The sequence below is a fragment of the Marinomonas sp. GJ51-14 genome (genome assembly GCF_055808695.1).
This window is the reverse complement of sequence record NZ_CM147879.1, coordinates 2,180,188-2,204,495: the sequence shown is the minus strand read 5'-3', so window position 1 is coordinate 2,204,495 and position 24,308 is coordinate 2,180,188. Positions and strand designations below refer to the sequence as shown.

Genomic DNA, 24,308 nt, shown 5'->3' with positions numbered 1-24,308 from the left:
AGTAATCGGGCGTGGGATTTTTTATGAAAAATCTTCTATATTCCTTTATAACTAAAAAAATGCATTCTCTAATGCTGACAATGCATTAAAGTTACCAAAAAAACATTGCCGTTGAATAACTATATCGCCCATGCAAATGTGAGTGTCCCATAGCTATTAAACTCATCTAAATTACGATCAGTATTTTTATTTTCATTAAATGAAAAAGGTGTATTAATTGCGAACGCAAGAGAACCCTCACCCCAAGAATAAGTAACACCTAATGCGAATATATTGGTGTTGTGATCATAATCAACCGATCGACTATCGCTGAATGTATTACCATCTGTATAGATTTGGTTAAAGTTGTATTTCAACGCTAAGCCCGAGTAGATAAACCACCCCCATTTACCGCAATGGGGTTGGATGTTCTTGAGTCGGCAAATAGTACCGTAGCATAAGAGTCTCTAAGATTTTCACCATAACGAATAATAGCTGCCGTGCTAACACCGCTTTTGATTGTGCCAAGACTACCGTTTACGCCTAACAATATATCGGCATTACCCCTGTCAGAAACCCACTGCCGCCATGTTCGACCACGAGAAAACTCAAACACCAATTCATTATTTAATTGAGTGCTCCAACCTTGCGGGTCTTGTGCAGAAATAACCGAGTGAATGGCTTTTTGGCTCTCTTCGCCTAATGCAAGCGGACCGACAATACCTAAAGTTGTGCTTGCTCTGTCGGCATAATCTGCTCCAACCGTAATATAGGTGTTGGTAAAGCTGATGACTGCGGAATAAGGTAAATCTGATTTAGAAGGAACTGTTTGAGAAATATCATAAGGCGTTGTTAATGTTTGACCAAAACTATATACATTGACGGCTTGATCAATAGAGCGATTAGGCATACTCCACATTAATGGTTTAACCCAAACATCTGATTTTTGCTGTGATGCCACATGCTCATAAACATCGTATGTGGAAACATAAATACCATTAGTGTAACCGTTATCTTCATTAACAAAAAAATCGTTATCCAATGTAGCTGACATCCAACTTACATTAGCATGAGATTGCATACCATATAGTAAAAGCAAACTTAAAAAATATTTCTTAAATCCTATTTTAAGTTCTTTATGATGGCCTTCTTTACCTCCTACCTTCTCGCCAATTTCAACCATGATATACCTACCTAATTCCACTAAAACAACAAAACGGCGGAGATTATAAGGTTTATAACTCGAGACATAGCCCAAGAAATATTGAATAACAATGAACTTATCAAGGACCAAAAATTCTTTTTTGAATAAAAAAAACACCACCCAGAATAATCTGAGTAGTGTTTTTATAAACTCATCCTAATTTGAATTAGGAATTGAGATTTAGAAGATTAAGAAACCTAATGAAATGATCACGCCAGAGCCGATCAACGCCATCAAGCAGTAACCCATTACATCTTTCGCACCAAGACCTGCAATCGCTAATGCTGGCAATGCCCAGAATGGCTGAATCATATTTGTCCAAGCATCGCCCCATGCAATGGCCATGGCTGTTTTAGCAGCATCCACACCAAGTGCGGCACCCGCTGGCATCATGATAGGTGCTTGCACAGCCCATTGACCACCACCAGAAGGCACGAAGAAGTTCACAATACCCGCACTTAAGAAGGTAAATAATGGGAAGGTTGTTTCGTTAGAAATAGACACAAAACCTTGTGAAATCACACCAGCAAGAGACGCACCAGAATCACCTGTGGCTGTCATCATACCCATAATACCTGCGTAGAATGGGAACTGAAGTAAAATACCAGAACAGTTACGAGCACCTTGTGAAATCGAATTCAGCAAGCTTTTTGGTGTGCCATGAAGCAAGATAGCCGAGAATAAAAAGGTGAAGTTAACAATGTTCAAGTTCAGCGCAAAGCCATTCGTTACAAAGTAATAAATGATGTAAGCAAAACCCATTGCACCTAGTAATAAAGACAACGTACGGCTATTTTCAAGACGTTCTGCAGGACTCATGTCCGCATGGTCTTTAACTTCTTCTACCTTAGTTTCTTCCAAAAGCTCCGCATCAATTGTGATCGTATCTTGTGGTGCTGGATGCATTAAACGATTCAATAATGGAATAGTGACAAACATGACAGCTAGAATCGTCAAGTTCATTGGCGAGAAAATAGTTTCTGACGTTGGAATAGGTCCTGTTACTGCACCATTTGTCACAGTCGAAATATTCGCACCACCAGCAATCGATAATGGAATAGAACCAGACAAACCCGCATGCCAGAATAAGAAACCACTGTAGGCAGAGGCAATCAGTAAGCGGTAATCCACACCTTTCACTCGTGCTGCGATTTCACGGGCAAAAATAGCCCCAACAACCAAACCAAACCCCCAGTTTACCCAACACGCCATGGCGCTGATTGCGGTCACTAGAACAATCGCTTGTCCCGGTGTTTTAGCCACACCGGCCAACATAGCTAATTTGCTTTTAAAAGCAGGCGCACTTGCCATAGCATGGCCTGTTACCACAACCATTGCCATTTGCATTGAGAAGCTTAATAGATTCCAAAAACCACCTGCCCAAGCGTTGACGACTTGCATTGGACCTTGGCCCGTACTCGGCATCACCAATAAAAACACCGCAAAGGTAAGAATAATGGCAAAGATGAAAGGATCAGGAAGGTAACGCTGTAACAGCAGTACAAAGAACTGACTTACTTTTTGCAGACCCGTTTGTTTTTGTTCAATTGTATTCATGAGACATTCCTATTTTTATATTTTTTATTAGAAAAATAGAAAGAAAGATATTCAGAATCAGCACTTGTGGCACCAACTGAATTCCCTCTTCTATAACATGCGATTTTTAATTAACGCACTTAACGTACACTTTTTAACACCGGTTTTTTAACTAGTTCTTAACGAGAAACGAGCATTGCAACGCCCATACCACCGCCGATACACAAGGTAGCAAGCCCTTTTTTAAGGTTCTGACGTTGCATTTCATGAAGCAATGTCACCAAAATTCGACAACCTGATGCTCCGATTGGATGGCCTAACGCAACAGCGCCACCGTTAACGTTGACTTTATTGACGTCTAAACCAAGCTCTTTATTCACACATAAAGCTTGTACGGCAAAGGCTTCGTTGGCTTCAACAAGGTCTAAATCGGCAACTTGCCAATTGGCTTTTTTAAGTACTTTGTTTGTTGCTGCAATTGGCCCAGTTCCCATGACTTCAGGATCAACACCTGCAGAACTTGCCGCTTCGATAACCGCTAAAATAGGCAAACCTAAACGATTTGCTTCTTCATCTGTGGTGACAACAACCATAGCGGCGCCATCGTTTAATGTGGATGAGTTACCAGCCGTCACACTACCCTCTTTAGTAAAAGCGGGACGTAATTTAGCAAGTGATTCAGCGTTGGTATTAGGGCGAATTTGTTCATCGGCCGACACAATGACAGGATCACCTTTACGCTGAGGAATCGAGATTGGGAAAATCTCTTCAATAAAACGCCCTTCTGATTGAGCTTGTGCTGCTTTGTGTTGCGATTGCTCTGCAAACACATCTTGAGCAAGACGATCAATATCCCAACGGGAAGCAATATTTTCTGCTGTTTGTCCCATGTGATAATTATTAAAGGCATCCCATAAACCGTCGCTGACCATGGTGTCGACCATAGTCCAATCACCCATTTTTTTACCAGAACGGCTATTTGGTAAAACATGCGCTGCTTGGCTCATACTTTCCTGTCCGCCAGCAACTACCATATTTGCGTCGCCATTTAGAACGGCTTGCGCAGCTAGTTGAACGGCTTTCAAACCAGAGCCACAAACCTTATTAATCGTCATAGCCGAAACATGGTTGGCTAACCCTGCATGAATGGCTGTTTGACGTGCAGGATTTTGACCACAACCAGCCGTTAAGACTTGACCTAGAATAACATCGTCAATGTGGTCTTTTAGAATAGGTTGTTTGGCTAAAATACCAGTTAACAGCTGAGTACCTAATTGCACTCCACTTAACGAAGATAAGGCGCCATTAAAGGCACCTATGGGGGTTCTTGCAGCAGCAACGATGACAGCTTTCATTTGATCCGCTCCTTAATTCAATTCTGTTTATTCTTCTAATTTTGAATAATAAGTCCCTGCTCTTAAGCAAAAACCATCTCAGGCACATGATCTGGAACGATGAGCTTACCTTGAGTTTTTTCAATAATTTCTTCTGTGGAAACACCTGGCGCTCTTTCCTTAAGAACAAAGGCACCATTTTCAATTTCTAACCAAGCTAAATCTGTCAACACTTTTTTAATGCAACCTTTACCAGTCAGGGGTAAAGAGCAATCTACCAATAACTTAGATTCACCGGATTTAGAAGCGTGGGTCATAGTGACAATAATGTTGTCTGCACCAGCAACTAAATCCATTGCGCCACCCATGCCTTTCACCAATTTATTAGGAATCATCCAAGAGGCGATATTACCGTTCACATCCACTTCGAATGCGCCTAAAACAGTTAAATCAACGTGACCACCACGGATCATCGCAAAAGACTCAGCCGAAGAAAAAATAGAAGCGCCTTTCACGGCGGTGACAGTTTGTTTACCCGCGTTGATCATGTCTGCGTCTATAGTTTCTTCAGTAGGAAACTCCCCCATACCAAGCAAACCATTTTCTGACTGCAACATAACGTCCATATTATCTGGAACATAATTCGCGACTAAGGTAGGAATGCCGATGCCCAAGTTGACGTAAAAACCATCTTGTAGTTCTTGGGCGACTCGTTGCGCCATTTGTTCTCTAGTAAGTGCCATTTTAAAAAACCTCTTTATTATTCTGTTGGTTTAATGGTTTTTTGTTCAATGCGTTTTTCAAACGTGCCCAATATCACTCGGTCAACATAAATGCCAGGCGTTTGAATATGGGTTGGTTCAAGTTCACCCACTTCAACAATTTCTTCCACTTCCACTACAGTGATCTTTCCTGCCGTGGCAGCAAGTGGATTGAAGTTTTGTGCAGTATGACGATAAACAACATTGCCGTAACGGTCTGCTTTCCAACCCTTAACAATGGCAAAATCACCCGTAATGGATTCTTCGAGTAAGTATTCTCGATCGTTAAACACTTTTACTTCTTTGCCTTCGGCAACCGGTGTTCCAACACCCGTAGCGGTATAAAAGGCAGGGATACCAGCACCACCAGCTGCGCATTTTTTCAGCTAAGGTACCTTGAGGGGTTAGTTCTACCTCTAACTCACCATCCAGCAATTGTTTTTCGAATAAGGCATTTTCGCCTACATAAGACGAGACCATTTTTCGGATTTGCTTATCTTCTAGCAATATCCCTAAGCCAAAACCGTCAACGCCACAGTTATTAGAAACCACGGTGAGTCCTTTAGTACCCTTCCGCTTAATCTCGGCAATCAGGTTCTCTGGAATACCACATAATCCAAATCCACCAGCAAGAACCGTCATACCGTCTTCTAGTCCAGCCATGGCTTCATCGTATGAGGCGACCACTTTATCAAAACCTGCCATTACCCTTCTCCTAATTATTATTGTGATGGTGGTTCAGTTTGACTCAAGAAGATAAATTAATTAAATTTGTTTTTTATATTTATTAATAAGTTTTATAAATAAATAAAACATCACACAGACAAAAGTGAACTCCCAATGAATATCAAACAAGTTAAAGCTTTTCTTGCTGTTGCCCAGTCAATGAGCTTCGCTAATGCTGCCAATCAATTACATCTATCTCAGCCAGCATTAAGCTTGTCGATAAAAAGCTTAGAAGAAAACTTAGGGGGCAAATTACTCACCCGAACGACTCGAAGTATTGCACTCACACCAGAAGGCGAAGCATTAGTGCCTATTGCAAGACGATTGCTTGCTCAGTGGGAAAATGCAGAAGATGAGATGAAGCAACGCTTTGCTTTGCAGCTTGGTAAAATCACTATCGCGTCTATGCCCTCTTTTGCCGCATCATTATTACCAAAAGCCATCCGTAATTATCATGCCTCATACCCAGGTATTCAGGTGGCTATCAATGATGTTTTATCCGATGTTGTGGTTGAGATGGTACGTAACAATCAAGTGGAATTAGGGATCTCATTTGAACCGACCGGTTTATTAGAATTGGCATTTTATCCACTATATGACGATCGATTTATTGCCATTCTGCCGAAGAACCACCCTTTAGAAATACACGAAAATATTACATGGGAGGCATTACTAGAGTATGACTTTATCACCCTACAGCGTCCTTCTAGCGTTCGAACCATGATAGAAAAGACACTTAGTGATGCTAATATAGAATTGAATGTCGCCTTTGATGCTCATCAACTTGCGACAGTTGGACGCATGGTCAGTGAAGGTATGGGCGTAGCGGTTGTTCCTGCCCTTTGCCGTCAGCAAACCATAGAACAAGGTGCCATTTGTCGCCCTGTGGTGGAGCCAGAAATACACCGCCGAGTCGGTGTTATTTGTCAACCTAGATCAAACTTATCCATCGCCGCAGCGGCCATGCTTGATGTGCTCATCGAAGCCTACGCACAAGAAAAAATATTATAGTTTTTTATGAACGCTGAAAACTATATCAAACAGCCCTATTACTAAAAATAGTTTTAAAGATAAATTTAACTCGCTTAAAAAACAAATATCTTATGTCTTTAAAAGGAATAAACCACTGACCAAAAACTCCCGTATGATCAATTGATTGACCAGTACCATAATGAATAATCTGATCATCATCACCTATATGCCAAGTTCCAAACACTCTATCCCAAATCGCTAACATGACGCCAAAATTACGATCATAGTGATGGCGAGCAGTAGAATGATGTACTTGATGTTGGGCAGGAGAAATCAACCACTTTTCAATTCTTTTTCCATAACTCAGCGCTACACCAGAATGGCGTAGGTTAGCTCCCAATGCGTTAAATAAAAAGGTCGTGACAAGTACACCAAACAATTGAACTAAGCTGACTTGATAAGGAAACAAGATTAGAAATACACTAATGACAACACTTTGAACCAGCAACGAGCGAAAGAAAAACAATAAACCTTCTACTGGATGAGTACGAAAAACGGTAAAGGGAGTAAGAACAGTAGCACTGTGATGTACCTGATGAAATGCCCATAAAAAGGGACTTTTATGCATGCACCAATGAACAAAAAAACGAGAGAAGTCATCTGTAAGAAAGTAGCAAAATGAGAAAAGAGCTACAACAAACATATCCGGCCAATCTAAGCCTAAGCTCGACATTCCTTGCTCTTGCCAAAAGAAGAACAACCAACTTATCCATACCGTTTGAGTCAGGGTTCTAGGAATAATAACAGCAAGCAGTAAACGATTAGCGAGCCATAAGATATAGTCAGTTCTAGATGATGCATGCCACCAAACACGCCATGAAAAATAAGCTCGAACGCGATGTAAGCCAGCTTTCCCATAACGTAAAAAAAATAAAACAGAAGCAACAATAAAAGCAGACAAAAGATAAAAAAGCGATACTCGCTTACTTAAATCAAACAAGGAAGAGCCGGCATTAGCCAGCTCTTCCAATAACCAAAATACAAAGGCGTCTAACATTGCCTAAGAATTCCTAGCTAGTCATTTTCAGCACTATTACCTGCTTGATTGATTTGATCGAGTACTGCACTCATACCAGCTGTACGATCATTCAACTTTGCTTTTAAACCAAACGATTTATCAAGTAAATTTTGTGTTTTGATCATATTCAATTTATATTCTTGCATAGCAATTGAACCGCTTTGAATAAAGCCACCTTTACTATCTAAAGCCAATACTTGTGTATTGCCAAACAAAATTGGACTAAAACCAATAAGACGATCCAAACCAGCTTGAGCATTTCCTAAATCACGACCCGCTGCCTCAAGTGCCAAAGCGAACCCCTTTAACTCGCCCCAATGTTTCACATAATTACGGTAAGCTTTAGAGACATCTCCATGTGCTTCTTCAATGATGGCAATTTTTTCCAAATCAGCATAAACACTGCCAGCATACTTATAAGCAGCTTCTGCAATGACTTGCTGCCATGCTGTAGCAATCGTTTTAGCATAGGCTTTAAGTGCGGCATGTTGCTCACTTGTTAGTGTTTTACCTTTCGCATTCGCAATTAGCTGACGGCCATCGACAAAAGCTTGCATAATAGTATGGAAGTAATTTGTACCAGCGCTAGCATCAATACTTGCTGCATAATAAGCATGAGCAAACGCCATTTCAGATGTCAGATCAATGACACCATCACCATTTGCGTCAGCCTTAGCAAATACAGCAGGATCTTGTTTTGTTATCTGAACAACTTCTTTCGCAGTTAAAGATAAACCGTTTGCAGGTGCTCCAAAGTAACCAAAAGCTTCATCCCAAACATGTTCTTTACCAGTGTATACCGTGCCTTTTTTATATGGCTTATTGTTTGGATACTGACCAACTTCTAATTTTTCATCAAGATAATGGTTCACTGCACGATTATAAAATACCGCACCCATCGCAAATTTAGAGATAAGTTGAACATAATCATAGCCATTAACTGGGTCATAACCCTGTTTGGTCTTTCCAGCAAGGTTAACTAATTGTTGGAGCAATTCCTGCCCTGTTGGATTACCAGGCCAACCGGTGATGACGCCATCATAAGCGCTCGATAACAGATCTTTACCTTTAGAAAGCTCGTCGATATTAGCTTGTTTAATAGGGAAACCATCTTTTGATACTGGATCAAGAATGCTCAGACCTGACTCTTTACTTGAGAAGTAAGCAGACATCAAATCAACATCGCCTTTACCTGCTGCTTTTTTCAAAGAATTATGCAAGGCATGGCGGGCAATCTGACCACCATAAGAAACAGAAGAGGAAGCGTCGCCTTTATAACCTTTTAACGTGACGTCAAAGGCGTAGTCTTGTGCTGCTACAGCATTAACAGAAAACGCAACACATAAACTAAGAATGGTCTTTTTCACTATTGTTTTTCCTATTTTTAATCAAAAAACGATTATTAAGCGTTCATGAGAGACTTAAAGAATGGATGAAAAATACCATCAATATTAATGATTATCAACAACGATATAAATCTTATTTACTTAGCTTTACAGGAAAGCGCTCTTTGCTATGGAATTTTCGCCCCCCTCCACAGGCTCTATATGTACACCTAATTGTTAAATAGAAACCAGCTTAATTTTTTCAACTTAAGGAAAGCAGAAATATTTTATTAAATAAAATCAATATCCTTTAAAAAAATAAGTTTTAGGCTCATCAATAAAGAAACCATTTCTGTATCAATCAAAAATAACGTCATAATACGGCTAATAAATTTGAACGAATTCTTCCCGTAAGTTACATTACGTTACATATCTACTAACCACTTTTAAGAACTTTAAAAAACTGCTCTGTTCTTGAATTTAATCAACCAAAGGGAAATCATGATGATAAAACTGAAGAAAACTCTGCTTATTTCTACTTGTCTTCTTGTTGGAATATCTACCTCTGCCATCGCAATGGAAAATAGAACCACTATATGTGTACATGACAATCAGACACGCATAATTGAAATTGTGTATGCTGGTGAAAATAATGTCCCTTGTGAGGTTCAATATACGAAAGCAGAAGGTACAAAGACTTTATGGCGTGCTCAAAATAAAGCAGGTTTCTGTGAAAACAAAGCTGCTGCTTTTGTTGAAAAACAAATAGGTTGGGGCTGGTCTTGTGATTTAGTTGATACAGATATGAAAGAAGAAACAGTACAGTAAGCTTTCAAAATAAATAAAAATGGCTCACAAGAGCCGTTTTTTTATTCCTCTTCCCATTCCCATATCAACACGCTCCTTCGAAAATTTGCATTAGATAGGTGTTTTTTAAAAGACGAGCTTCCTTTTAGAATTCTAGTTTTTTGCTCAGTTCCCTGCCTTCATTGGCATTTTTAATGCCATACTGAAAATAATTAAGGACAGAAAGATGTTCTCATAAAAATCAGTTTGTTTAAGGAATACTTTATGCGTCAAAAAGTCGAATTTACCAATGGTAATCACACACTCAGTGGTTTATTAGAAACACCTGAATCTGACATTAAATTTTACGCCCTATTCGCTCACTGTTTTACTTGCGGTAAAGACGTCGCCGCTGCTTCTCGCATTAGCCGAGCATTAATGGAGAAAGGCATTGCTGTTTTACGTTTTGATTTTACTGGCTTAGGTAACAGCGATGGTGATTTCGCCAATACAAACTTTTCTTCAAATATTCAAGATTTGGTTGCCGCTGCTGATTTTCTACGTAATGAATATCAAGCGCCAAAGCTGTTGATTGGTCATAGTTTAGGCGGCGCAGCGGTATTAGGAGTTGCCCAAAAAGTACCTGAGTCTGTTGCTGTTGTCACCATCGGTTCTCCGTCTGATGCGGCCCATGTTGCACATAACTTTGCGGCCCACATTGACGATATCGAAAAAAATGGTGAAGCAGAAGTGAGTCTTGCAGGTCGTCACTTTAAAATACAAAAGCAATTTTTGGATGACATTAATAACTATGGCAACAACCACATTAGCAAGCTTAAAAAGGCTCTATTGGTCATGCATTCACCAATAGACAATATCGTTAACATCACTGAAGCAGAAAAAATCTATCAAACCGCACTACACCCTAAAAGCTTCGTTAGTTTGGACAATGCTGATCACCTACTTAGCAATAAAAACGATTCGGAGTACGCTGCCAATGTGATTGCCGCATGGGCAAGTCGATATGTACCGAGTGACGAAAGCAGCTATCAAAGCGTTGTGGCGAAAGGTCATGTTTTAGTCGAAGAAAAAGACCATAAATTTGCTCAGCACGTTAGTACGTCAAGCCATTATTGGTTAGCAGACGAACCTGTAAAAGTAGGTGGTAAAAACTCTGGACCAGACCCTTACGAACACGTTCTTGCTGGTTTAGGCGCCTGTACCGCCATGACATTAAGAATGTACGCTGAGCGAAAAAAACTACCAGTAGAACATATCAAGGTAGAACTCACCCATACACGAAATTACAAAGAAGATTGTAATAATTGCGAACAACAAAACGGTATGGAAGCTATTATTCGAAATATTAGCTTCACCGGAGATTTAGATGAACAACAAAAAGAACGCTTTTTAGAAATCGCCGATAAATGCCCTGTTCACAAAACACTGCACAGCAATGTTGTCGTGGTAAGTAAACTGGTTGAATAATTTCTTATATCGTGCCGTGATGAATAGAACATCTGGCACGACTTACTGACCTTATAATGTTAAATAACTAAAAAAGTAGCTAACCTAAATCAAAAACTAGTTTTAAATATGCTGGTTTTTCTGTTTCTGGAAAAAAAAACAATTAACCCCAAATAAAGGACCTGAAACATAAGATTACAAAATACACATTTTATATGCACAAAATTAATATAAATTAGCCATCTTAAATGTAATTTGACATAAAGGGACATTTTTTTTGACAAACGGAATCGTAAAACGAGTGTTGATTTGGTTACTGGGTAGCCAGAATAAACCTTTTGAATACACTCATCACGCCGTTTTATTAATTGGCTCCCTTGTTTACCTTTATTGCGCTGTAGCTAACTATATTTTTGAGCTGGCGAATATGACAAATATTCTGACTCAGCTCGCTCTGGTTCCTGTTATTCTTTTCATTTGGTATCTCTCTCGTTGGCGTAATTACTTCAAGAGTATGGCCGTCATTTTCATGCTTTTAGTCACTCTAGTATCTTTACCCTTTAACTGGGTTGGTAATGGTGGCTACAGTGGGCCAACCTATTTTATGAACTTAGGCGTACTTATTTATATTTCGGTTGCTTTTAGAGATCTAGGGCTATATCGACGTTTAGGCCAAGCTTTAGCTATACTAATGCCTGTACCTTTGCTTTTACTTGAACGTGCGTACCCCGAATTAGTATTCAAACACGGCACACAAGAACTTTTACAACTTGATTTAACCATTAGTTTTATTGCAACAGGTGGTTTTTTGATGTTAATGATGGAAAACTATTCTCGACGCTACAAATTGGAGCGCGATAAAGCGAATAACCTTTCAGAAAAACTCCAACAATTATCCGAACAAGATCCATTAACAGGACTTCATAATCGCCGTGTTTTAGCTCCTTACTTAGATCAATGGCGCATAGAAAGAAAAGCTTTTAGCCTAGCCTTAATCGATCTAGATCATTTCAAATCCATTAATGACCAATGGGGGCATAATTACGGAGACTGCCTGTTATGCGAGTTTGCTAATGCCCTTAAAGAAATTGCGAAAACTCATGGTGGCCACGCAATTCGCTTAGGCGGTGAAGAGTTTGTTCTACTTCTGCCTTTAGGTTTAGAGAAAAGCTATCGGTGCGTTCAGCTTTTAGCAAATACTTTCGCTTCAATAGAGCTTGAAAATGGAACCACCACATTCAGCGCAGGTATAGCTCAATCGGCAGAAAACGAAGACTATCAAGCCTTACTAAAACGTGCAGATGATTTGATGTATGAAGCAAAAAATGCAGGCAGAAACTACATTAAGGTTTAGTTTTTAAAAGTAGCTTTTGCATTGCTGAAAGCATCTTCCATTACTTCATCTCCCTATCCTCCCAATGTATCACCTTACTTATACAAACCTAACATGCTAGGACATCAAATTTAAAATAAAGTACCTCATATGATAGACATGTTCGCATGCCCTTTAAATTAAAGTATCATTCTGGTCGTGAGTAAAAATGAACCTGTGGAGTGGATAACACCCTCCTTAGCTTCCCTTCCTCAATTAAGGTAATTGAGATTAAAAAGTGTGACCTCTACTCAATAATGCTACTAACAATAAAAATCTCTCTTTTATCTAGAGCAACCCTATTGAAAGGGTAAACCGGAGAATATAATGAAAAAAATAACATTTGCTTTACTGGCAACTCTCTCTCTTACTACCACGGCAAGTTTTGCCGACTACCCGAATAAAGACCTTCAAGGTGTTATCATGTGGGGAGCTGGTGGTTCAACGGATGCCGTGATGCGCTCTATTACTCCCCATGTTGAAAAAGAGCTTGGCACAGATATTATTCTTACAAATAAAAGTGGTGGTGTTGGCGCTATTTCTATGAAATACGTTAATAAGAAAAAGGCTGATGGTTATACCCTATTAATGGGTGCTGAAAACCCACAAATGCACAAGGTATTGGGACTTTCTAATATTGATTACAGCGACATGATCCCCATTTCATTATTAGCCCGTGGCACGCCAATGATTATGGCTAGAAGTGATGCTCCTTATAACACCATGCAAGAATTCATCGATTACGCCAAAGCGAACCCGAATAAAGTCAAACTTGGTTCAACAGGTAAAGGTGGCCTAACATCTATCGTATTAGCCATGTTAGCTTCTCAAGTGAAGCTCGACTATATCAGTATTCCTTACAAGGGTGATGGTCCTGCCTTAACCGCTTTGCAAGGTGGTGCAATTGATGTAATGCCGGCGGTTTTAGGTGCCGCAATAGAACATATAAAAGCAGGCCGTATGAAAGCTCTTAGCATGGTCGATGTAAAAAGAAATGACTTACTGCCTAACGTAGCTCCTATTACGGACACCCTACCAGGCATGAAATCTTACTTACCTTGGGGGCCATTTTTTGGCGTATTTGTGAAAAAGGGTACTCCTGATGATGTAGTTGAAACATTGCAAACGGCCTTTGAAAAAGCTGCAGTGAATCCAGAGTTTGTTAACCTAATGCAAAAGAATGGTTACACAATAATGAATACTTCAGGCACTGAAGCAAGCTCATTCCTTGAAGCTTACCGCTCGACTTCATCTTGGTTAGTTTATGACGCTGGTTTTAGTAAATTTTCGCCAGAAAAATTTGATATTAGCAAACCGTAATTATCTAACTATTCACGGATCTCATAGAAGGGTAAAAACTGTTAACTTGGTTTTTTCCTTCTATTTTTCGTTTTATCTGGGGTAATAATGTCCAGTCAATCTCCTTCACAAAAAACACGTAAGCCAGGCGAACGTACTTTTTGTCTATTATTAGTTTTAGGCAGCGTATATTTATTTTTTCAAGCCTATAATATTGCCGGATTTAGCCAATTAAGCTCTGCTGGCGCCTTCCCTATGGCCACCTCAGCTGCGATGATTTTAGCATCGAGTATTATCTTCGTTAATACTTTGAAGCTCCCTGCCACTAAGGGTCTACATTTTATTTATCACTGCCTCCCTCCTGTGGTGGCCATAATCATGACACTTATTTTAATATACGCAGTGATACTCGAAAGCCTTGGTTTTATCCTTTCAAGTTTTTTATTTTTATTTACCGCGATTCAATTTTTATACCGTCATAGTGTGTTGACCACACTGTCTATTACGTTACTTTCCCTGATAGTGGTCTACATCGTTTTTCGCCTTGCGTTTCAAGTCATATTACCTGAAGGCATCATCCCTGAGCGCGAAATCATAGCCTTAATAAAAGCCTTATGGAGATAATCATTTCATGGACTCTTTAAACTTTTTCGCTATATCCTGGTTATCGCCAGAGTTGCTGGCATTAACCGCACTAGGAACTTTTTTAGGTATTTATATTGGCGCCATTCCGGGGCTTTCGGTCACTATGGCCGTTTCTATTTTGATTTCCTTTACCTTTTCGTGGGATGTAAACAACGCTCTCAGCCTTATGATTGGTGTTTATATGGGTGGCGTATATGGCGGCTCTCGAACAGCGATTCTATTAAACATCCCAGGAGCGCCTTCCGCGATTGCGACGGCACTAGACGGCTTCCCACTGGCAAAAAAAGGCCTAGCGGGAGAAGCCATTGGTTTATCCACTGTAATGTCCGTCATCGGTGGTTTTGTCGGTATTATTGTACTCGCCCTGGCGGCTCCAACTATTAGTGAGTTTGCCATTACCTTTCAGCCACGTGATTATATGATGTTGGGCATATTAGGTATTCTTTTAGTCGGTTCTCTGTCTGGAAATAGTCTAGCAAAAGGGGTTTTCGCAGGCGCTTTGGGCTTACTTATTGGTACTGTTGGATTGGACCCAATGACAGCTGAAGAACGTTTTACCTTTGGTGTGATAGAACTTTGGGATGGTATTAGCCCTATTGCCGTGATGATAGGCATGTTTGGAATTTCAGAGGCCTTACATCAACTTCACCATATGGATAAGGCCGTAATAAAACAGAAAATTACTCGTATCATTCCAAAATGGTCCGATATCAAAAAATACCTGCCCCTTAGCCTACAAACCTCCTTTATTGGCGTTATTATTGGCGCTTTACCGGGTACAGGCGGGGACATTGCCGCACTCATGGCCTACGATCATGCTAAGCGCGTCACAAAAAAGCCAGAGGTGCCTTTTGGAGAAGGTGCAAAAGAAGGTTTAATCGCGCCAGAATCTGCTAACAACGCCGCCGTAGGTGGCGCTTACATTCCAATGCTTACTTTAGGTATTCCGGGAGATGCTGTGACCGCCGTATTTATCGGCGCATTATTCATTCATGGTCTGAACCCTGGACCGCTACTCATGATAGAGCAGCCACACATGTTCTGGTTTACCGTAGGCAACCTAACCCTGGCGAATATTTTCGTATTAATTTTCGGCTTAACGGGCATTCGAATGTTCTCAAAAATTGTCGAATGCCCAAAAGGCATATTGATACCACTGATTTTTCTGCTTTCGATTGTTGGGGCTTATGCGATTAACAATGCGATTACGGATATTTGGTGGATGCTAGCCTTTGGCGTATTCGGTTACTTTATGCGACTTTATGGGTTCCCTGTTGGCCCCGTCATCTTAGGTGTTATTTTAAGCTCTTTAACTGATGAAAACTGGCGACGCGCCATCCTTACCGAACGCGGCAGTGTAACTGACTTGTTTATTCACTTATTCAGCAGTCCATTATCGACTGTGTTATTTATAAGCATCGCCCTTATTCTTTTTACCCAAACACCTGTTTGGAACAAGTGGCTAAAGCCTAAATTGACTTGTTAAATTAAAAAAACCTTACCAGTTAAAAACTAGTAAGGTTTAGATTAAGATAAGTGCGACACTGAAAAGTAAGTGTAAAAAAGCCAACTACTCGATTAAATTTAACATTTTTTATTTTAACTCTTCATACGGTAAACCAACGTACTGCATAGCAATTACTTGCTGCCCTACTTTATGATTAATGTAGAAATCTAATTCTGAAGACATGAATTTTTCAAATGTTTTGGATTCTGTACCATTTACTTCTGAACCAGAGAAATTGTGCATCATGTTGGTCATCCACCAAGAGAAACGCTCTCCATTCCAGACTCGTCGAAGGCAAATTTCTGAATACTGATTGATACAGCCTTTATCCCCCTCTTTAAAAACACGAGTCAACACCTTGTAGAGTGTTGCAACATCTGAAGCCGCTAAATTCAACCCTTTTGCACCTGTAGGTGGAACAATGTGTGCAGCGTCCCCAACTAAAAACATATTGCCATATTGCATAGGTTCACAAACAAACGAACGCAAAGGAGCAATGCTTTTCTCAATGCTTGGACCAGTAACTAAGTTTTTGGCTACACTTTCAGGTAAACGTTTTTTTAACTCTTCCCAAAATGCTTCGTCGCTCCAATTTTCAACCTTATCAGTAAGAGGCACTTGTAAGTAATAACGAGAACGTGTCTTTGAGCGCATGCTTGCCAAGGCAAAGCCTCGATCTGTTTTACAATAAATAAGCTCTTCATTGACAGGAGGTGTATCCGACAACAATCCCAACCAACCAAATGGATACACTCGTTCATATTCTGTTTTTACATTATCAGGTATAGTTTTTCGAGAAACACCATGGAAGCCATCACAACCTGCAATATAAAGGCAATCTATTCGATATACTTCACCTTCCTTTTCATAAGTTATATAAGGTGAATCTGTCTGAACATCATGCAGTTGTACATTATCCGCACTGTAGACAGTAGGCAACTGAGCCGATTTTCTTGCGTCCATTAAGTCACGTGTCATTTCCGTTTGACCATAAACCATAACAGTGTCACCACCAGTTAATTCTTTAAGGTCGATCCGAACTCGCTTGTTATTAAATGATAGCTCAACACCATCGTGTATTTCACCTTCTGTATCCATTCTTTCCGAAACGCCAGCTTCTCGTAACAAATCGGCAAGACCTTGCTCCAAAACCCCAGCACGTATGCGACCTAAAACATAATCCGCAGATGCTCGCTCAATAATAATGTTTTCGATTCCCTGCTTTGATAATAATTGACCTAGTAATAAACCGGAGGGACCTGCACCTATAATAGCCACTTGAGTATTCATATATATTTTCCTATTTTTATTGTTGTTCAATACATACACGATGATTAATACCGTGCTATAAGTTCATAATGAGCCAACTACCAAGATATTATTAGGTGTTTTTTTAACGGAAAATTGTACTTTTTGAACAAAAATCAAAAGAAGTATATCTAGCAGACAATTGAAATATTCTTAAATGCAATTTGGAGACTTTATGCTGAATTCAGTAATCCCACATTTTGGCTTGTACGGAGAGGTGATAAACAATAACGACACCGAATTTTTTCATATTGAGAACATAGAACATAGAAGCCGTCGCTTAGGTTGGAAAATTGATGCCCATAGGCATGCACGCTTTTTTCAACTATTAATAATAAATACACAGATGACAACTATTCAGCTGGATGAACAACACATAACGTTAGCTGGTAATTGGGTAATTAGCATTCCCGCTGGAACTGTGCATAGTTTTGAATTTAGTCCTGACACTGATGGTCGTGTTATTACGCTCGAAGAACAATTACTGGAAGATTCCTCACAAGGAAAAGCTTCGCGTTTTATGAACTCTATTTTAGAGCCATCATATATTGGGTTTAATAACGACCCATTAGAATTCCAAAATTTATGGCAACTAGTAACGCAATTAGAATATGAATTTTTAAATATCCAACAAGGAAGTGATGTAGTTAGTGAATATCTTATTAAAGCTATTTTAATTCGTCTGCAAAGACAAAAACTGGAAAAGAAAGAAGATGACGAAAACGCAGAAAATCAAGCATTGATGCTAAAAAAATTAAGCTATTAATTGAGCAAAACTACAAGTCCCATTGGAATGCAGAACAATATGCTGAAATGCTCAATATATCCTGTAGTCGTTTATCTAGGCTGACAAAGGCTACATTGAACCAAAGCTTACAAAGCCTAATCCACCAGCGATTATTGTTGGAAGCAAAACGTCATTTGATTTACACCTCTAGTACTATTGAGGCGATTAGTTATGAACTTGGCTTTAAAGACCCGGGTTATTTTTCTCGTTTTTTTAAGCGAGCAATGAGCATCCCTCCAGGGCGATATAGACAGAAGCACATAGACTAAAACCCTCTTGAACCGCATTATCTCCTCCCCCCGTCGACTCATACTGCGAGTCATTTTGTAATCATGCTTTAATTCCTATATTTCAGTGAATTATAGGCTATGAAACCTTACTGAATATTTAAGCTATTAATGACACTTAATATTAGAAATATGAAGTTAAATCATGATGGGAAAATTTTTAACGTTTCTGACTTTAAAAATTTCAACAATTGTTCGACTGCTGGAGGTTTCGCTTTATTGGAAGGCACTGTTGCTGTAAGCCATAACTGAGGTAGTGGAAAATTTGTAAGTAGTGGTACTAGCTGCTCAGAGGCTAGCATGGGAGCCAAAATATAATTAGAAAGGATTGTTACTCCCATACCAGCTACCGCAGCATCACTTATAAGCTGACCGTCATTTGAACTTAACTGTGGCAGTATCTCTATATGTATCGGAGCCTTTTCTGTATTGAAAGTCCACACAGTTCCTGTTGGTAAATAACAAAGGCATTCATGCTTAGCAAGATCCCTCGGATGCCCAGGGCTCCCATGAAGATCAAGATATCTCGGCGAAGCACAAAGAGTTCTTTTTAGAGGGCTCAACGGAAAATCAGATACGTCACCGACTGTAATAGGCTTAGCACCTAGCGAAATATCAAAGCTCGAATCCTCTGGAATTAACTGACGTTCCGTTATCACAAGTTCCAAACGTACCTTTGGGTGTGCAACCATAAATTTTTGAAGTAATGGTCCTATAACCAATCGAGCCAAAGTAATTGGTGCACGTACTCGAATGAAATCTATCAATTCGTCTTTTGACTGAGGTGATGCAATCATTTCTTCAACCTGAGAAACGATTGAACGGCATTTGAGAACTTGAACCCTGCCTTCTTCTGTAAGAGTTAAGCTTCTCGTTGACCGGTGAAATAAAGGTGTCCGGAGTTGGTGCTCCAACTGGTTAACTCGCTTGGTAAGTACAGAGATAGAAATTCCTTGTTCACGGGCTGCTCCAGAAAAGCTGCCAGTGTCAGCTGTCGCAATAAAAGCCCTCATATTCAAATATGTATCCATTAATATCCACATCCTATTATGTTCTATATCGCGTTAAATGATCTTCTGAATAAGTCTATTATAAACACTAATAAGATATGTCAGAATAAAATTCAACAAAAAAAATAAATGTAAGGAGTCCAAAATGAGTATTCGAACTTCATTGTTTGCGCTATTTCTGTCCGCGCTAATGATATGTCCAGCATTTGCGAAAACACGGGTTGTAATAGGAACTGCAGGAACTGTCGGTGCACTTTACCCTATGGGTGTTGCCATGTCAGAAACGATTAATAGGCACTCTGAATCGATTCAAGTATCTGCAGAGTCCACTGCAGGGTCAATTGAGAATATTCGTCTACTTGATATTGGCGAATTAAACTGGGGAATCGCTGCAAATGAAATAGCTTACCAAGCCTATAATGGATTGGGTCTATATACAGGTCACCCTGTTAAAAACTTACGGGCATTATTTAGTACGGTAGGAAGCTACGTGCAAGTCTTTGCCGCTGCAAATAGTGATATGAATAGTATCGAAGATTTCCGTGGGAAGCGAATCGGGGTAGGCGCTCCTGGAAGTGGTGGTGAAAGGACAGCCAATGCTTTACTAAAACATTATGGGCTAAGTTCAGATGATTACCAACCCACGTACATGGAGAATGCAGATATGACTGCAGCTCTAAAAAATAATCAAATCGATGCATTTATTATTACACATCCACTTCGATCAGCTCCCCTAATGGAACTCACAACAACTTTTAAAACTAAGTTAATCCCAATTGACGACAGCTCTTTTTACAAAGAATACCCTTATTTCACAAAAACTCAGATACCTGCAGGCACTTATAACGACATAAACTCAACCGTAAATCTAGCTGCAAGTCGCATTGTGATGTATACGACAGACGAATCTGGATTAACCGATCAACAAGTCTATGAGATGCTGAGTGATATTTGGAACAATACAAGTGAATGGCAAAATGTCCACGCAGCCGTCAAGAATAATGTAACCCTAGAAAGAGCCATGATTGGTTTAGACGGTATCCCTCTTCACCCTGCCGCAAAACGTTTCTTTACTGAAAAAGGGCTAGCATTACCAACATCAGAACAATAAGAATAACTGTAATAGCCAGGTAGTATTTCTATCTGGCTAGCTAACACTTCTTATCTACGAAATTCTGAGTGATATATAGAACAAAAATAAATAGTGAAATCTTCACGCAGCAATCAAAAAATGAGATTCCAGAAAGAGCAATAACTAGCTTAAACGGTATTCCTTCTCAGACTTCTGTGAAGCATTTTTTTGCTTAAAAATGTATCTAGACAATAACTGTAATAGCCAGATAACACTCCTGGCTAACTAACGCTTCTTAACTTCATATATAGAACTCTTGGAGTAATCTAAAATGTCACAAAACAAATCAAGTTTTAGAATAACGGGGCTGCCGATATTACCCATTGTAGTAATTATTTGGGTGATTGGGATATCACTCGCTGCTTTTCACCTATATACAGCAGCTACTGGCCCACAATCTGCGTACATTCAGCGCGGTGTACATCTTATAGGACTATTACTGATTGGATTTGCTATCTCATATAAGAAGTTTGAAAACCATGTTTTCAAACAAGGGATAAATCTTTCATTTTTCTTTTTAGCTTTATGTGTAGCCGTTTACCTATATTTTGCATTTTCTCCTAATAATATTTTGTTTCGAGGCATCAATGGACCAAATGACATAGACTTTTATGTTGGTGCACTCCTTATATTTTTGATTTTAGAAGGTACGCGCCGAAGTATTGGACTTCCAATAGTGCTGGTAGCTCTATTTTTCCTCCTATATGGCCTCGCTGGTCCGTACATGCCAGAGTTCATATCACACCGTGGTTATAGCCTAGAGAGAATTACTACTTATCTTGTTTGGAGTACAAATGGAGTCTTCGGTACCCCAGTCGCAGTATCTTCAACATTTGTTATTGTTTTTATAATATTTGGCTCACTTATGGAAAAGCTAGGAGCAGGTCAGGTATTTATAGATCTAGCTATCGCATTAGCTGGGCGGGTAAGAGGCGGTCCAGCCCTAACTGCTGTAGCAGGAAGCGCAATGATGGGTAGTATAAATGGCTCATCAGTATCAAACGTTGTAACAACAGGGGCGTTTACCATTCCGCTTATGAAGAGAAGCGGTTATAGACCTGAGTTTGCAGCAGGTGTTGAAGCAGTCGCTTCTACTGGCGGACAAATCATGCCACCTATTATGGGGGCTGGAGCATTTGTAATGGCTGAAATGCTTGGTATCTCATACTCAAGCGTTGCATTAATGGCGTTAATTCCAGCAATCCTCTACTTCGTATCAGTTGGTTTAATTGTCTATTTAGAAGCTCGCCGCCTTGATATACCACCTATTCCTCAAGAAGAACTTCCCAAGATAAGATATGTCCTATCAAAAGGATTTCATTTACTGCTCCCATTAGTGATCCTAGTTTATATTCTAGTATTTCTACAGATGTCACCTATTATTTCAGGTGTTATAGCTATTGCTAGCCTTGTTAGTATTGCAGGACTCTTCACACTATTTCGTGAAAAGCGGTTACCTTGGCGCGAAGTTATCGAGGGCTTACGAGACGGTGTTGTTGTTGCCGTTCCAGTAGCCCTAGCTTGCGCTACGGCTGGCATTGTCATTGGTATTATATCAATGACCGGACTAGGCGTTAGATTCACGCAATTTATTGTTGATTTGTCATCAGGTATGTTGTGGTTGGGTGCAGGTTTAACCATGATAGCGTGTCTCATACTTGGCATGGGGCTACCGACAACAGCCGCCTATATTATTACAGCTACTCTTGGTGCACCCGCATTGGCTAACTTCGGTGTACCGATTGAAGCTGCGCATATGTTTATCTTCTACTTTGCAATCATGTCCTTCATAACCCCACCAGTGGGATTAAGCGCATTCGCTGCTGCGGGTGTTGCAGGAACTAACCCCATTTCAACTAGCCTTCAAGCATTTCGTCTAGGTCTCGCTGGATTTATAGTGCCCTATGTCATTATTTACAGCCCTGCATTGATTCTTATAGGTGATACAGCGGACATAGTTATCGTTTCTATAACTGCAATCCTAGGTATCAGTTCGCTAGCGGGTGCGTTAGTTGGATGGTTTTTCAAAGAATTAAATTGGACATGGCGGGTTACTTTTTTCATTGGTGCTATCGCACTTATTCACCCCAATCCATTATTCGCAATAGTGGGTATTTTACCAATGCTTTCATTTTATGGGCTCTTCATCTCGAGCCAATATAAAAATAAAAATAGTGCCGTGCACTAACTTGTTCTTACCTCAGCTAATTTGTTCGAGGTTCTTATTAATTAATACCTTTAACTACGTATTGGAGATATTTGTATGTCAATTGTTAGTTCAGAATTTATTACCGAGCCCACACGTCAAACCCCTGTAATTGGTGATTATGATATTGTTGTTTTGGGAGGTGGACCATCAGGTATCGCCGCGGCTGCAGCCGCAGCAAAAGCTGGTCAGAGCACTATTTTAATTGAAAGTTATGGTTTTCTAGGTGGCATGGGGACGGCCGCTGGGGTAACCAATTTCTGCGGACTTCACGCGAATGTATACGGTGATATACAACAAGTTGTTCATGGGGTTGTTGATGACCTATTCGATCATATGCGTACGTTGGGCGGACTTAGTGAACCTCATGTGATGTTTGGTGGCAAGATCGCTGCTCAATGCTATGATAATGCGGCATTCAAGGTTGCAGCTGATAATCTAGTTACCTCTAGCGGTGCTAAAATATTATTTCACGCCTATGCTGTTGGGGTGATAATGGAGTCACCAAGTAAAATAAGCGGACTAATAATTGAAACTAAATCGGGCCGCCAAGTAATACGAGCACATAACTTCATTGATTGTTCGGGAGACGCCGACCTTTCGCATTTCGCAGGTGTACCCTATGAGAAAGGTACGAGCGGGCATGACATGATGTATCCATCGACAATGTTCCGTATCAACGGTGTTGACCCTGTTCGTGCTGGTGACGCATACAATCAGATTGAACGTCTAATGGAAGAAGCTGAAGCGAAGGGACGTAAGTTTCCACGCAAAACTCCTATCATCCGCCCACAGAAAAACCCTATGGAATGGCGTGCAAATGTTACTCAAATAGCTAATGCGGATGGAGGCCCAGTAGACGGTACCAACTCTCAACAATTCAGTGATGCTGAAATAGAAGGAAGGCGTCAAATTGTTGATTTTTTTAATTTTTTACGCGAATCCACTCCTGGTTTTGAATCTTCGTACATTTTAGATATAGCACCACAAATAGGAATACGGGAAACACGGAGAATAATAGGAGAATATCAGCTAACTGAGTCCGACGTGCTTGAGTGTGCAAGTTTTGAAGACAGTATCGGCGTAAATGGATGGATGATAGAAGAACACGTGGCGGGAAACATTGTGTTCCAATGGCAAGATATTCCAAATGTGCGAGGATACAATCATCTTCCATATCGCATGCTACTGCCCAAAAAGGTAGACAATCTTTTGGTTGCTGGTCGCTGTGGTTCTATGACGCATCTTGGTCAATCAGCAGCCAGAGTATCGGGCGGTTGTTTCGTCATGGGACAGGCTGCAGGAACAGCTGCAGCGCTGTCTGTACAATTGCAGACAATCCCACGTGATTTAGATATTAAAAAACTGCAATCACAACTGGAAACAGATGGGGTGTTCCTAGGAATGAACGCAGAATAGTAGCTTGGTTGTATGTTTTTTGTATTATTGAATAGCATATTTAATATCGCAGCAAGCAACAACCTTGATCTCTACTCATTCAGAATAATATCTTCCGAAAATATATTCTGTTTTTGACATACTCCTTCCACCAAATCAAAGATTATGGTGGAGGGTTTTCCTATCGCT

21 protein-coding genes and 1 pseudogene are annotated in these 24,308 nt (G+C 40.1%); 12 read left to right on the top strand and 10 right to left on the bottom strand.

Annotated features, from left to right (window positions below; translation table 11 throughout):
* Positions 1 to 119: 119 nt before the first annotated feature.
* From AC0L3Y_RS10615 to AC0L3Y_RS10590, 6 genes and pseudogenes are all read right to left on the bottom strand, one after another.
* Entirely contained in the window at positions 120 to 356 is a 237-nt protein-coding gene (locus tag AC0L3Y_RS10615) for a lipid A-modifier LpxR family protein (RefSeq protein ID WP_473462260.1), read from the bottom strand.
* A 2-nt stretch (positions 357 to 358) separates the two neighbouring features.
* Positions 359 to 1,162 carry a lipid A-modifier LpxR family protein gene (locus AC0L3Y_RS10610; RefSeq protein ID WP_473462255.1) on the bottom strand — a complete coding sequence of 268 codons (804 nt, stop codon included), beginning with the start codon at positions 1,160 to 1,162 and terminating at the stop codon, positions 359 to 361.
* Positions 1,163 to 1,363: 201 nt separating this feature from the next.
* Positions 1,364 to 2,740, bottom strand: a complete 1,377-nt coding sequence (locus AC0L3Y_RS10605) for a short-chain fatty acid transporter (RefSeq protein ID WP_473462251.1) — start codon at positions 2,738 to 2,740, stop codon at positions 1,364 to 1,366.
* Positions 2,741 to 2,898: 158 nt separating this feature from the next.
* On the bottom strand, positions 2,899 to 4,074 hold the full coding sequence (locus tag AC0L3Y_RS10600; RefSeq protein WP_473462247.1) for an acetyl-CoA C-acetyltransferase: 1,176 nt from the start codon (positions 4,072 to 4,074) through the stop codon (positions 2,899 to 2,901).
* A 62-nt stretch (positions 4,075 to 4,136) separates the two neighbouring features.
* A complete protein-coding gene (locus AC0L3Y_RS10595; protein ID WP_473462243.1) occupies positions 4,137 to 4,796 on the bottom strand; it encodes a CoA transferase subunit B in 660 nt (219 codons plus the stop codon).
* Positions 4,797 to 4,813: 17 nt separating this feature from the next.
* Positions 4,814 to 5,519, bottom strand: a pseudogene (locus tag AC0L3Y_RS10590) (CoA transferase subunit A).
* A 135-nt stretch (positions 5,520 to 5,654) separates the two neighbouring features.
* Between AC0L3Y_RS10590 and AC0L3Y_RS10585 the strand changes: the two are divergent.
* Positions 5,655 to 6,551 carry a LysR substrate-binding domain-containing protein gene (locus AC0L3Y_RS10585; protein ID WP_473462239.1) on the top strand — a complete coding sequence of 299 codons (897 nt, stop codon included), beginning with the start codon at positions 5,655 to 5,657 and terminating at the stop codon, positions 6,549 to 6,551.
* Between the two features lie 25 nt (positions 6,552 to 6,576).
* On the opposite strand, the gene AC0L3Y_RS10580 is transcribed toward AC0L3Y_RS10585, so the two are convergent.
* Positions 6,577 to 7,569 carry a sterol desaturase family protein gene (locus AC0L3Y_RS10580; protein WP_473462235.1) on the bottom strand — a complete coding sequence of 331 codons (993 nt, stop codon included), beginning with the start codon at positions 7,567 to 7,569 and terminating at the stop codon, positions 6,577 to 6,579.
* 17 nt (positions 7,570 to 7,586) lie between these two features.
* Positions 7,587 to 8,957, bottom strand: coding sequence for a DUF4856 domain-containing protein (locus AC0L3Y_RS10575; protein ID WP_473462231.1), 1,371 nt, complete (start codon positions 8,955 to 8,957; stop codon positions 7,587 to 7,589).
* Between the two features lie 459 nt (positions 8,958 to 9,416).
* On the opposite strand from AC0L3Y_RS10575, the gene AC0L3Y_RS10570 reads away from it, so the two are divergent.
* The 6 genes from AC0L3Y_RS10570 to AC0L3Y_RS10545 all read left to right on the top strand — a co-directional run bounded on the left by AC0L3Y_RS10570 (position 9,417) and on the right by AC0L3Y_RS10545 (position 15,970).
* On the top strand, positions 9,417 to 9,743 hold the full coding sequence (locus AC0L3Y_RS10570) for a hypothetical protein (RefSeq protein WP_473462226.1): 327 nt from the start codon (positions 9,417 to 9,419) through the stop codon (positions 9,741 to 9,743).
* A 243-nt stretch (positions 9,744 to 9,986) separates the two neighbouring features.
* Positions 9,987 to 11,189: a bifunctional alpha/beta hydrolase/OsmC family protein gene (locus tag AC0L3Y_RS10565; RefSeq protein WP_473462220.1), complete on the top strand. Its 1,203-nt coding sequence runs from the start codon at positions 9,987 to 9,989 to the stop codon at positions 11,187 to 11,189.
* Positions 11,190 to 11,445: 256 nt separating this feature from the next.
* On the top strand, positions 11,446 to 12,522 hold the full coding sequence (locus tag AC0L3Y_RS10560) for a GGDEF domain-containing protein (RefSeq protein ID WP_473462213.1): 1,077 nt from the start codon (positions 11,446 to 11,448) through the stop codon (positions 12,520 to 12,522).
* Between the two features lie 345 nt (positions 12,523 to 12,867).
* On the top strand, positions 12,868 to 13,860 hold the full coding sequence (locus tag AC0L3Y_RS10555) for a tripartite tricarboxylate transporter substrate binding protein (protein WP_473462210.1): 993 nt from the start codon (positions 12,868 to 12,870) through the stop codon (positions 13,858 to 13,860).
* An 87-nt stretch (positions 13,861 to 13,947) separates the two neighbouring features.
* Positions 13,948 to 14,463 carry a tripartite tricarboxylate transporter TctB family protein gene (locus tag AC0L3Y_RS10550; RefSeq protein ID WP_473462207.1) on the top strand — a complete coding sequence of 172 codons (516 nt, stop codon included), beginning with the start codon at positions 13,948 to 13,950 and terminating at the stop codon, positions 14,461 to 14,463.
* Positions 14,464 to 14,470: 7 nt separating this feature from the next.
* Positions 14,471 to 15,970 carry a tripartite tricarboxylate transporter permease gene (locus AC0L3Y_RS10545; RefSeq protein ID WP_473462201.1) on the top strand — a complete coding sequence of 500 codons (1,500 nt, stop codon included), beginning with the start codon at positions 14,471 to 14,473 and terminating at the stop codon, positions 15,968 to 15,970.
* Positions 15,971 to 16,078: 108 nt separating this feature from the next.
* On the opposite strand, the gene pobA is transcribed toward AC0L3Y_RS10545, so the two are convergent.
* The gene (pobA, locus tag AC0L3Y_RS10540; protein ID WP_473462196.1) at positions 16,079 to 17,281 is read right to left on the bottom strand and encodes a 4-hydroxybenzoate 3-monooxygenase; all 1,203 of its coding nucleotides are present in this window, start codon (positions 17,279 to 17,281) and stop codon (positions 16,079 to 16,081) included.
* 193 nt (positions 17,282 to 17,474) lie between these two features.
* Here pobA and AC0L3Y_RS10535 point away from each other — a divergent pair, with 193 nt between their 5' ends.
* Together AC0L3Y_RS10535 and AC0L3Y_RS10530 are read left to right on the top strand one after the other, a co-directional pair.
* On the top strand, positions 17,475 to 18,065 hold the full coding sequence (locus AC0L3Y_RS10535; RefSeq protein WP_473462190.1) for a hypothetical protein: 591 nt from the start codon (positions 17,475 to 17,477) through the stop codon (positions 18,063 to 18,065).
* A gap of 47 nt (positions 18,066 to 18,112) precedes the next feature.
* Positions 18,113 to 18,355 (top strand): helix-turn-helix domain-containing protein, encoded by a 243-nt coding sequence (locus tag AC0L3Y_RS10530; RefSeq protein WP_473462187.1) that lies wholly within the window; start codon positions 18,113 to 18,115, stop codon positions 18,353 to 18,355.
* A gap of 161 nt (positions 18,356 to 18,516) precedes the next feature.
* Here the strand turns inward: AC0L3Y_RS10530 and AC0L3Y_RS10525 are convergent, their stop codons facing one another.
* Positions 18,517 to 19,386, bottom strand: coding sequence for a LysR family transcriptional regulator (locus AC0L3Y_RS10525; RefSeq protein ID WP_473470616.1), 870 nt, complete (start codon positions 19,384 to 19,386; stop codon positions 18,517 to 18,519).
* Between the two features lie 142 nt (positions 19,387 to 19,528).
* Here AC0L3Y_RS10525 and AC0L3Y_RS10520 point away from each other — a divergent pair, with 142 nt between their 5' ends.
* The 3 genes from AC0L3Y_RS10520 to AC0L3Y_RS10510 all read left to right on the top strand — a co-directional run bounded on the left by AC0L3Y_RS10520 (position 19,529) and on the right by AC0L3Y_RS10510 (position 24,140).
* Positions 19,529 to 20,494, top strand: coding sequence for a TAXI family TRAP transporter solute-binding subunit (locus tag AC0L3Y_RS10520; RefSeq protein WP_473462184.1), 966 nt, complete (start codon positions 19,529 to 19,531; stop codon positions 20,492 to 20,494).
* A gap of 292 nt (positions 20,495 to 20,786) precedes the next feature.
* The gene (locus tag AC0L3Y_RS10515) at positions 20,787 to 22,703 is read left to right on the top strand and encodes a TRAP transporter permease (protein WP_473462179.1); all 1,917 of its coding nucleotides are present in this window, start codon (positions 20,787 to 20,789) and stop codon (positions 22,701 to 22,703) included.
* A 75-nt stretch (positions 22,704 to 22,778) separates the two neighbouring features.
* A complete protein-coding gene (locus AC0L3Y_RS10510; RefSeq protein WP_473462174.1) occupies positions 22,779 to 24,140 on the top strand; it encodes an FAD-dependent oxidoreductase in 1,362 nt (453 codons plus the stop codon).
* Positions 24,141 to 24,308: the final 168 nt, after the last annotated feature.

What these genes read in the sequence shown, in the direction of transcription:
- AC0L3Y_RS10610 (WP_473462255.1), bottom strand. Translation starts at nt 1,162, where the DNA reads ATGGTTGAAATTGGCGAGAAGGTAGGAGGTAAAGAAGGCCATCATAAA.
- AC0L3Y_RS10515 (WP_473462179.1), top strand. Translation starts at nt 20,787, where the DNA reads ATGTCACAAAACAAATCAAGTTTTAGAATAACGGGGCTGCCGATATTA.
- AC0L3Y_RS10520 (WP_473462184.1), top strand. Translation starts at nt 19,529, where the DNA reads ATGAGTATTCGAACTTCATTGTTTGCGCTATTTCTGTCCGCGCTAATG.
- AC0L3Y_RS10550 (WP_473462207.1), top strand. Translation starts at nt 13,948, where the DNA reads ATGTCCAGTCAATCTCCTTCACAAAAAACACGTAAGCCAGGCGAACGT.
- AC0L3Y_RS10555 (WP_473462210.1), top strand. Translation starts at nt 12,868, where the DNA reads ATGAAAAAAATAACATTTGCTTTACTGGCAACTCTCTCTCTTACTACC.
- pobA (WP_473462196.1), bottom strand. Translation starts at nt 17,281, where the DNA reads ATGAATACTCAAGTGGCTATTATAGGTGCAGGTCCCTCCGGTTTATTA.
- AC0L3Y_RS10535 (WP_473462190.1), top strand. Translation starts at nt 17,475, where the DNA reads ATGCTGAATTCAGTAATCCCACATTTTGGCTTGTACGGAGAGGTGATA.
- AC0L3Y_RS10570 (WP_473462226.1), top strand. Translation starts at nt 9,417, where the DNA reads ATGATGATAAAACTGAAGAAAACTCTGCTTATTTCTACTTGTCTTCTT.
- AC0L3Y_RS10595 (WP_473462243.1), bottom strand. Translation starts at nt 4,796, where the DNA reads ATGGCACTTACTAGAGAACAAATGGCGCAACGAGTCGCCCAAGAACTA.
- AC0L3Y_RS10510 (WP_473462174.1), top strand. Translation starts at nt 22,779, where the DNA reads ATGTCAATTGTTAGTTCAGAATTTATTACCGAGCCCACACGTCAAACC.
- AC0L3Y_RS10585 (WP_473462239.1), top strand. Translation starts at nt 5,655, where the DNA reads ATGAATATCAAACAAGTTAAAGCTTTTCTTGCTGTTGCCCAGTCAATG.
- AC0L3Y_RS10600 (WP_473462247.1), bottom strand. Translation starts at nt 4,074, where the DNA reads ATGAAAGCTGTCATCGTTGCTGCTGCAAGAACCCCCATAGGTGCCTTT.
- AC0L3Y_RS10565 (WP_473462220.1), top strand. Translation starts at nt 9,987, where the DNA reads ATGCGTCAAAAAGTCGAATTTACCAATGGTAATCACACACTCAGTGGT.
- AC0L3Y_RS10530 (WP_473462187.1), top strand. Translation starts at nt 18,113, where the DNA reads ATGCTCAATATATCCTGTAGTCGTTTATCTAGGCTGACAAAGGCTACA.
- AC0L3Y_RS10525 (WP_473470616.1), bottom strand. Translation starts at nt 19,386, where the DNA reads ATGAGGGCTTTTATTGCGACAGCTGACACTGGCAGCTTTTCTGGAGCA.
- AC0L3Y_RS10605 (WP_473462251.1), bottom strand. Translation starts at nt 2,740, where the DNA reads ATGAATACAATTGAACAAAAACAAACGGGTCTGCAAAAAGTAAGTCAG.
- AC0L3Y_RS10580 (WP_473462235.1), bottom strand. Translation starts at nt 7,569, where the DNA reads ATGTTAGACGCCTTTGTATTTTGGTTATTGGAAGAGCTGGCTAATGCC.
- AC0L3Y_RS10545 (WP_473462201.1), top strand. Translation starts at nt 14,471, where the DNA reads ATGGACTCTTTAAACTTTTTCGCTATATCCTGGTTATCGCCAGAGTTG.